Source organism: Paraburkholderia sp. (assembly GCF_049581445.1).
Classification (GTDB): Bacteria; Pseudomonadota; Gammaproteobacteria; order Burkholderiales; family Burkholderiaceae; genus Paraburkholderia.
Genome location: NZ_JBAURZ010000110.1, coordinates 1 through 8,785, shown reverse-complemented (window position 1 = coordinate 8,785; position 8,785 = coordinate 1). Strand labels below are relative to the sequence as shown.

Here is an 8,785-nt window from a genome sequence, read left to right as displayed (position 1 = left end):
GGTCAATACCTTGACCATTACGATCGGGGCCACGCTCGCGTCCGCTGTCATCGGCACGGCGGCGGCGTGGTTCGTCGAACGCACGCATCTGCCTGGCCGCCGCTTCTGGGCGGTGGCGACCGCCGCGCCGCTAGCGATGCCGGCGTTCATCACGAGCTATGCGTGGGTGTCGTTCAGTCTGGATCTGCAGGACTACAACGGCGCGTTGCTGGTTCTGACCTCCGCCTATTTCCCACTCGTTTATCTGCCCGTGGCCGCTGCGTTGCGCAGCATGGACCCGGCTCTCGAAGAAAGCGCCCGCGCACTCGGCTGCAATCGGTGGAGCACGTTTTTCCGCGTGATCCTGCCGCAACTGCGCCCTGCTCTACTTGGCGGCATGCTGCTGGTCGCGCTGGGGGTGATGTCCGAATTCGGCGCCTTCACGCTGCTGCGTTTTCGTACCTTCACCACCGAGATTTACGCCGAATACCGCACCAGCTTTGATGGTCCGGGTTCGTCGCTGCTGGCGTGTCTGCTGATCGTGATGTGTCTGGTCGTGCTTGCGTTCGAATTCCGCGTGCGCGGCGCGGCGCGCTATGAGCGCGTTGATCGTGGCGCACGCCGCGCGGTCTTGCGCTATGAACTGGGCCCGTGGCGCTGGCTGGTGGTCGCGGGCTTTGCCGCGCTGACCCTCGCGACGCTAGGTGTGCCGCTCGGCATGATCGGCTATTGGCTCACGCAACCGGGCGCGGCCGCGGTTACACCCGCTGACGTGTCGCCTGAGTTGCTGTTCGGTGCCACCATTTCCTCACTCGGGTTCGGGCTTGCCGCTGCCGTACTGACCACGCTGCTGGTGGTGCCGCTCGCGTTCCTGCTGGTGCGCTATCCGGGCCGCCTCGCAACGATGTTCGAGCGTACCGTGTTTCTCGCCCAAGGCATCCCCGGCCTCGTGATTGCGCTGGCAATCGTGTCGCTCGCGGTGCATGCGCTGCAACCGCTTTATCAGAGCGCCACCTTGCTGGTGATCGCCTACTCGATCCTGTTCCTGCCGCTCGCGCTCGTCAGCGTGCGCGCCGCGTTGATGCAGGCGCAGCCGCGACTCGAAGAAACGGCTCGCGCGTTAGGTCTCGGCTGGACGCAAACCCTCGTTCGCGTGCTGCTGCCGCTGGCGGGCCCAGGTCTGGGCGCCGCTGCGGCGATGGTGTTCATCTCGGTGGTCACCGAACTCAACGCCACCCTGCTACTCTCTCCCATCGGCACCCAGACGCTCGCCACCCAGGTGTGGTCCGACACGTCGACCATGGCGTTTGCGGCGGCGGCGCCGTATGCTGCGTTGCTGACCGGCATCTCGCTGGTCGCCTCCGGCCTGCTGTTCGCGCTGCTCGGCAAATCGGCGCTGCTCGGCGAGCGCAGTTAAGCGCACCCGAGAACACCTGAAGGCAACTGGGCGCATCGCCAGAGAACAAGAGCACAGCTATACCCCATCGGATTTTCATGAGCGAACTTCGTATTTGCGGCCTGCAGAAATCGTTCGACGGCCTCCCGGTGCTGCACGGCATCGATCTGTCCGTCGAGCGCGGCACACTGCTCGCCCTGCTCGGTCCGTCCGGCAGCGGCAAGACCACCTTGCTGCGCGTGCTGTGCGGCTTCGAGCACGCGGATAGTGGCACGATCGAAATCGACGGTCGGCGCGTGGCAGGCGATGCGCTGCACGTGCCGTCCGAACAACGCAGGATTGGTTACGTGCCGCAGGAAGGCGCGCTGTTTCCGCACCTTTCGGTGGCGGACAATATCGTGTTCGGGTTGCCGCGTGCGCAACGGCGTGCCCGTCATCGCGTCGCTGAACTGCTTGAGCTGGTCGGCTTGCCGGCTTCCTTTGCGGAACGTGCGCCTCAACAACTCTCCGGTGGACAGCAACAGCGCGTCGCACTGGCGCGTGCATTGGCGCCCTCGCCTACGCTGGTCATGCTCGACGAGCCGTTTTCTTCGCTCGATGCGGCGCTACGGCTCGAAACCCGCCAGGCGGTGGCCGACGCGCTCGCCGCTGCGGGTGCAACCGCCGTGCTGGTGACGCACGATCAATCGGAAGCGCTTTCGCTCGGCCATGAAGTTGCCGTGCTGTGGCAAGGCAAGCTGATCCAGACTGCTACGCCCGAAGCGCTGTACCGACGCCCGGTGACGCGGGAACTGGCGTCGTTCGTCGGCGAGGCCGTGCTACTGCAAGGCGTCGCGGCGCGCGACCGGGTCAGTTGCGAACTCGGCGAATTGACGCTTTCTGCACCGGCCCGCGACGGCGCCGTTGATGTGATGGTGCGTCCTGAACAGATCCGTTTGTGGCGCGCCGGCGAGGCCGCGCCGGATGGCACTGCTTCGTTTGACGCAATCGTGCAGGACGTGATCTTCCAGGGCCAGGATGCAGGTGTCGCGCTGCAATTGCAGTCGGCGGCGGGGACGGTGGTGCGGGCGCGGGTGCCGGGGTATCGGACGCCCCAACCGGGAGAACGCGTCAGACTGGCCATTGATGGTGACGTGACCGCGTACGCGCGGGCTTGAGTCCCGCCGCTTGCACGTTTGTTTCGCTGCGCCGCGCGCTTCAAGTTGTAACTCAATCACTGGCCTGAGACACGCTACGAATTTGCACGGCAGGTTGCCTCTCAGGCCCCTATCAAGACGCCGCAGCCGCACGAGTCTGCGGCCGCACCGAAAGATCCTGGATCATCTGCGCCGCCAGGTAATCACAGGTCGGCCGGTCCGATTTGGCACTGCGCGCCACCACGATCTCCAGCGGTTCGATTTTCGGCAGTCCCTGCGCCTCACCAAGCACTGCCAAGCGTGACGGCACGCTGCAGCGGGTCAGCGCGATCACGGCCAGGCCCGCATCCACCGTCGCCACCAGCCCAAGCAGGCTAGCGCTACTGTAAGCCGCACGGTAACGGATGCGCGCCGCGTCGAGCGCCGCCAGCGTATGGCTACGTGCCACGCATCCCGGTTCATACAGACCAACAGGCAAGGGCGACGCAGCCAGCACCGGCGGATCGTCCGACGCCCCCACCCACACCATCGGCTCGCTGCGCACAAATTCGCCGCGCAGCTTGCGATCGCGCGTGACGAACGCCAGGTCGATCTTGTTGTCGGCCAGCATCGGCGCGAGTGCCGTGCTTTGCGCGCAGACAATCTCAATCTCGACATGCGGGTACAGGTTCGAAAAGCGCCGCAACACCGGCGACAGCAGCGACGACACGTAATCGTCGGGCGCGCCCAGCACGACCCGTCCGGTGACTTCGGGTCGCACGATAGCCGACCACGCCTCCTCGTGCAGATCAATCACCCGCCGCGCGTATTCGAGCAACGTGTTGCCGGGCCGCGTGAGCGCGAGGTTGCGCGTATTGCGGGCGAACAGCGTCGTGCCGAGCATGCCTTCGAGCCGCTTGATCTGCATGCTGACCGCCGCCTGCGAACGATGCACCGTCGCCGCAGCCTTGGTAAAGCTGCCCGCCTCCACGACGGCGACAAACGTGCGCAGCAGATCGACATCGAATTCTGGATGCATGATTTATAAGCCTGGCTTATCGAATTTCTCAATTTTATTCGTTTGTACCAGCCCGGCAAGTCCCCGATACTCGACTCCATTAGCTTACGGAGTCGTTGCGCATGTCCTTCACCTCACGTCAACAAGGCGCTATCACCCTCGCCAGCGGTGGTTTGCTGATGGGTACGATCGGCGTCTTCGTCGAGGAGGCGCGGCTCGACGCGATGACGCTAGTGTTCTTTCGCTGCCTGTTTGGTTTCCTAGCGCTGGCGGCTTACTGTACGTGGAAGGGCTTTTTCCGGCGCCAGCATTTCACGCGGCGCATGGTGGCGCTGGCTGTGTTGTCCGGCGTGCTGATGGTGACGCAGTGGGTCTGGTTCTTCGATGCAATTCACCGGACCAGCATCGCGGTCGCCACGGTGGTGTTTCACGTGCAGCCATTCTGGGTGGTGCTGATCGGCGCGGCGCTTTTCAACGAGCGGCTGGGGGGCGACCGCCTTTGCTGGATCGCGACGGCGTTTGTCGGGCTGGTGCTCGCCTCAGGCGTGGCAACCACCGATAACCTGCAGGGCCATACGAGCTACCTGATCGGTGTGGGCGAGGCGCTGGCCGGTTCGGTGCTGTATGCCAGCGTCACACTGATCGCCAAGAGTCTCGGCCAGTTGCGGCCGCATCTGCTGACGCTCGCGCAATGTCTGGTCGGCGTGGTGTGCCTGCCCTTCATTGCACCGTTGACGGCGGTGCACATCGCCCCGATCCAATGGTTCTGGATCGTGGGGATGGGGGTGCTGCATACCGGGCTTGCGTACGTATTGATCTACGGCGCGTTGCCGAAGCTCACCACGCCCGTCATTGCAGTGCTGCTGTTCGTGTATCCGTTGACCGCGATCGTAGTCGACGCGGTGGTCTACGGACGGGCGCTGTCGGCGCCGCAACTCTCGGGCATGGTGTTGATTGTGATTGCGAGCCTCGGCGTGAACCTGGGGTGGCCGCTCGTATCGGTGCTGCGCCGAAAGCGGCCATGCGCTGACTGAACAACGCCTCACTGCGGCAGCACTTCCCCCTTCGTCTCCGGTGCAAACGGAATGATGAACAGGCCGACCACGAACGCCAACGCGGTCAGCGCGACCGGTATGCCCAGCGTGTGCATATGGAGCACGGCGGCGCCGAGCAGAAAGTTGACGCCCGCGCCGACAAAGCGCCCAAACGACGTGCAGAACGCAAACGCCGTGGCCCGCACGCGGGTTTCGAATTGCTCCGGCAGCCACAGGCTGAACAACGCGAAATTGCCGCCGAAAAAGCCCAGCACGCACAGCCACGCAATAAACGGCACGAGCCCGTTCGGCATATAAAACGACCAGCCGAAACTGCCGACGATCGCCACCGCCATCCCGGCAAAATAAAGCGCCAGCGTGTTCTTGCGGCCGATCCGCTCGGCAAGCGGCGGCAGCGCAAGACAACCGAGCACGGTCGAGATCGACAGCAAGCCCGTGGCAATCGACGCCGTCTTGATGGCATCGGGCTTGCCCATCCCGGCGCGCGTGGCCAGTTGAATCACCGCGGAAGGTTCATAAACCGCCCCGGCCCACAAGCCGATGATCGCGATAGTCAACAATGCACAGGCAACCCACGTGCGGCGGCGATACACGGGACCGAGAATCTCCCGCAACGGTTTGCTGCGCACGGTGCGCGCTTCCGCCTTCTGCCACTTTTCCGGCTCCTTGACGCGCAGCAGAATCAGAATCGAGACTACCACCGGGACCGCGCCTGTCAGGAACATCGCACGCCAGCCGTAATGCACGCCAATCGTGTAATTCAGCGCGGCCGCGAGGAAGAAGCCTGCGTAGTAACCGGTTTGCAGATAGCCCGCGCCCATCTTGCGGCGATCCTCGGGCCACGCCTCGGCGACGTACGTGCCGGCCAGCGCCCATTCGCCGCCGATCCCGACCCCGGCAATAAAGCGGTAGATGGCCAGTTCCCATACGTTATGTGAGGTGGCCGACAGGCCGGTAAAGATGGCGAACGTGAAGATCGTCGCGGCCAGCACCTTGGTACGCCCGAAACGGTCAGCGAGCGGCCCCCAGATGAACGACAGCCCCCATCCGACCAGAAACAATGCAAACAGGATCGAACCGGCGAGTCCGACGTTGGCGGGGGTGGCCGCATAACCCGAGCGTGGCAATAGCTCCGTCAGGGCGGGGGTCAGGACGAGTGCGTAGATGAACGAATCCATTCCATCGAGCGTCCAGCCCGCCCACGCACCCCAGAAACCTACGATCTGCGAGCGGTTTAGCGGCGTACGATGCCGCGCAACACGCTTGCGCTCCGAAATCGAATTCATCTTGCTCCTCCGGCCCTGCGGTTGGAATGCCTATCATTGACACGGATGGCATGTGTATAAATCAGCAATATCGATGCCCCGCCAGGCCACGCCGGGAGACACCCTGAACGAACCCAGCCAGGAGCCGATCATCAGCAAACCGGTCGAGCCCTTGAATCTCCCCCTGCTTGAATTTGCGTCATTTCATATATAATATTTGAACTATGAGCGATGCAACAGATGGTTTTCCCCAGGGCGGTGCGTCACACGCCTCCTTTTTGCCGGTGGCGGCGGAGCCGCGGGCCAGCACGTCACGCGTGATCGCTGATGCGCTGCGCACGGCGATTATCGAAGGCACGCTGGCGCCGGGTGCGCCATTGCGGCAGGACGCAATCGCCCGTCACTTTTCGGTCAGCGCGATTCCCGTGCGCGAAGCGCTGCGGCAACTGGAAAGCGAAGGATGGGCGAAAGCCGCCGTGCACAAGGGCGCGACAGTGGCGCCGCTCTCTGCTGACGAAGCGCGGGAAATCTACGAGATACGCTCGGCGCTCGAGAGTCTCGCCATTGGTCTGGCCATTCCGCTGCATACACCGGGTACGCTGCGCAACGCGGAGAAACTGTGTCGCGAGGCCGAAGCCGAACTGAACCCTTCGCTCTACGTCACCCGCAACGAGGCCTTCCATATGAGCCTCTATGCGCCGGCTGGGCGGCTGCAACTGGCGGAGATGATTGCTACGCTGCACCGTCGCGGCGAGCGCTATCTGCGGCTCAAATTCGGCCTGCCGCTGTACAAGAACGAATCGGATCAAGAACACGTGGCGCTGCTCGATGCCGTGCGTCGCCGTGATGTCCCCACCGCACGCTCGCTGGTCGCCGCGCATCTGCTCGGCACCGGCGATCTGCTCCATCGCTTCCTGATCGAACGCGCGCAGGCCGAGGCCGCGCAAGTGAAGCAACGCAAGCCACGCGCCAAGCGCGCCGGCACTACTTCGGGAGTTGAATCCGTCGATGAACCCACGAACTGAAGCCCCAGCCCACGCCGCTACCGCCCCTGCGGTGCGGTCCTGGACCACCATGCGCGACGAAAAAGCGCGGCGCCTCGCCGCCATCGCGCCGTGGCTCGAAGACGGCGTGCTGCCTACCGCGCGGATTGTCGACGCGCTCGAAACCTTGATCAGTCCGGGCGACCGCGTCGCGCTCGAGGGCAATAACCAGAAGCAGGCCGACTTTCTGTCGCGCTCGTTCGCCAAGGTGGATCCGCAAAAGATCCATGACGTGCATCTGCTGATTTCGAGTATCGGGCGTCCGGAACATTTGACGCTGTTCGAGCGCGGCATCGCTCACAAGGTCGATTTCGCATTTGCCGGGCCGCAGAGCCTGCGCGTCGCGCAACTGCTCGAAGACGGCCAGCTCGAGATCGGCTCGATTTATACGTACGTCGAACTATATGCGCGGATGTTCGTCGACCTGACGCCGAACGTTGCGTTGGTGTGCGCGGAAAAAGCAGACCGTCACGGCAACCTCTACACTGGCGCGAACACGGAAGACACCCCCACCATTGCTGAGGCCGCCGCGTTCCGTCACGGCATCGTGATCGTTCAGGTTAACGAAATCGTGGATGAATTGCCACGCGTCGATATTCCCGGCTCTTGGGTCGACGTGGTCGTGCAGGCGGACCGGCCGTACGCCGTCGAGCCGCTTTTTACGCGTGATCCGCGCCATATCGGGGATCTTCAGGTGCTCAGCGCAATGATGGTGATTCGCGGCATCTACGAAGCGTACGGCGTTACGTCGCTCAATCACGGTATTGGCTTCGACACGGCCGCCATCGAACTGCTCTTGCCCACCTACGGTGAATCCCTCGGTCTGAAGGGGAAAATCTGCCGCAACTGGACGCTCAATCCGCACCCCACGCTGATTCCGGCTATTGAATCGGGCTGGGTCGACAGCATTCACTGCTTCGGTAGCGAAGTGGGTATGGAGCGCTACATCGAAGCGCGTCCGGATGTGTTCTTCACCGGCAGCGACGGCAGCCTGCGTTCGAACCGCGTGCTGTGCCAATTGGCGGGCCAGTACGGCGTGGATCTTTTCATCGGCTCGACGCTGCAGATCGACGCAGACGCGAATTCGTCCACCGTCACGCGAGGACGCCTCGCGGGATTCGGCGGCGCGCCCAACATGGGACACGACCCGCGCGGACGGCGTCATTCGAGCGAGGCCTGGCTGAAACTGTTGCGCGACCAGGGGCCCGTTTCGCGTGGACAGAAACTGGTCGTGCAAATCGTTGAGACGTACAAGAAAGGGGGCGAGCCCACCTTTGTGGACGAACTCGACGCGGTTGCTGTCGGCAAGAAGAGCGATATGCCGATCGCGCCCGTGATGATCTATGGCGACGACGTCACCCATGTGGTCACCGAGGAAGGCATCGCACATTTGCATAAGGCCGAAGGGATCGACGAGCGGCGTGCGGCGCTCGCGGCCGTGGCTGGCGTTACGCCGATTGGTCTGCGCTCGAAGCCGGAGAAAACGGCGGAGCTGCGCCGCCGCGGCATCGTGGCGTATCCCGAAGATCTCGGCATCCGGCGCGGCGAAGCCAAGCGCTCGCTGCTCGCCGCGCGCAGTATCGATGATCTCGTCACGTGGTCGGGCGGTTTGTATACGCCGCCGGCACGCTTCAGGAGCTGGTAACGATGGCCGCTCCTGTGTCGACTGCAGCTAGCGCTTCAGCGCTTGTGTCGATCCGGAGTTGGTGCTCTAGCACTTACTCCGGCCCCGGCATCGAGAGCGGCGTGGCCGGTGCCTGGTCCGATGCATGCCTCGCGCGCCTCGCTGTTACCGCGCTTATCGAAGAGGTGCAACTCACGCCGAAACCTGCGCTGGTGGATCGGCGCGGCAGCGGCGCGCATCGCGACCTCGATCTCGACATCATGCTGCGTTCCGCGCACTCGCTCGAACCG

General features: G+C 63.8%; 8 protein-coding genes. 6 read left to right on the top strand and 2 right to left on the bottom strand.

Features of this window, described 5'->3' with window-relative positions:
- A partial coding sequence (locus WCA85_RS09935; RefSeq protein ID WP_424063330.1) for an ABC transporter permease occupies positions 1–1,396 on the top strand: 1,396 nt, incomplete at its 5' end.
- A gap of 77 nt (positions 1,397–1,473) precedes the next feature.
- A complete protein-coding gene (locus tag WCA85_RS09930; RefSeq protein ID WP_424063329.1) occupies positions 1,474–2,532 on the top strand; it encodes an ABC transporter ATP-binding protein in 1,059 nt (352 codons plus the stop codon).
- A 112-nt stretch (positions 2,533–2,644) separates the two neighbouring features.
- Here WCA85_RS09930 and WCA85_RS09925 read toward each other — a convergent pair whose 3' ends face one another.
- On the bottom strand, positions 2,645–3,529 hold the full coding sequence (locus WCA85_RS09925) for a LysR substrate-binding domain-containing protein (protein WP_424063328.1): 885 nt from the start codon (positions 3,527–3,529) through the stop codon (positions 2,645–2,647).
- 101 nt (positions 3,530–3,630) lie between these two features.
- On the opposite strand from WCA85_RS09925, the gene WCA85_RS09920 reads away from it, so the two are divergent.
- Positions 3,631–4,542: a DMT family transporter gene (locus WCA85_RS09920; RefSeq protein WP_424063327.1), complete on the top strand. Its 912-nt coding sequence runs from the start codon at positions 3,631–3,633 to the stop codon at positions 4,540–4,542.
- A gap of 8 nt (positions 4,543–4,550) precedes the next feature.
- Here WCA85_RS09920 and WCA85_RS09915 read toward each other — a convergent pair whose 3' ends face one another.
- A complete protein-coding gene (locus tag WCA85_RS09915; protein WP_424063325.1) occupies positions 4,551–5,849 on the bottom strand; it encodes an MFS transporter in 1,299 nt (432 codons plus the stop codon).
- Between the two features lie 203 nt (positions 5,850–6,052).
- Here WCA85_RS09915 and WCA85_RS09910 point away from each other — a divergent pair, with 203 nt between their 5' ends.
- From WCA85_RS09910 to WCA85_RS09900, 3 genes are all read left to right on the top strand, one after another.
- Positions 6,053–6,853 carry a GntR family transcriptional regulator gene (locus WCA85_RS09910; protein WP_424063323.1) on the top strand — a complete coding sequence of 267 codons (801 nt, stop codon included), beginning with the start codon at positions 6,053–6,055 and terminating at the stop codon, positions 6,851–6,853.
- Complete coding sequence (gene mdcA / locus WCA85_RS09905; RefSeq protein ID WP_424063321.1) at positions 6,837–8,516, top strand: malonate decarboxylase subunit alpha; 1,680 nt, start codon at positions 6,837–6,839, stop codon at positions 8,514–8,516. Before WCA85_RS09910 ends, mdcA begins: the two co-directional genes overlap by 17 nt.
- A 2-nt stretch (positions 8,517–8,518) precedes the next feature.
- On the top strand, positions 8,519–8,785 hold a 267-nt coding region (locus tag WCA85_RS09900), incomplete at its 3' end, for a triphosphoribosyl-dephospho-CoA synthase (RefSeq protein WP_424063319.1).

Excerpts from the sequence above, each read along its gene's own strand:
- WCA85_RS09920 (WP_424063327.1), top strand. The coding sequence starts at position 3,631 with ATGTCCTTCACCTCACGTCAACAAGGCGCTATCACCCTCGCCAGCGGT.
- WCA85_RS09925 (WP_424063328.1), bottom strand. The coding sequence starts at position 3,529 with ATGCATCCAGAATTCGATGTCGATCTGCTGCGCACGTTTGTCGCCGTC.
- WCA85_RS09910 (WP_424063323.1), top strand. The coding sequence starts at position 6,053 with ATGAGCGATGCAACAGATGGTTTTCCCCAGGGCGGTGCGTCACACGCC.
- WCA85_RS09930 (WP_424063329.1), top strand. The coding sequence starts at position 1,474 with ATGAGCGAACTTCGTATTTGCGGCCTGCAGAAATCGTTCGACGGCCTC.
- mdcA (WP_424063321.1), top strand. The coding sequence starts at position 6,837 with ATGAACCCACGAACTGAAGCCCCAGCCCACGCCGCTACCGCCCCTGCG.
- WCA85_RS09915 (WP_424063325.1), bottom strand. The coding sequence starts at position 5,849 with ATGAATTCGATTTCGGAGCGCAAGCGTGTTGCGCGGCATCGTACGCCG.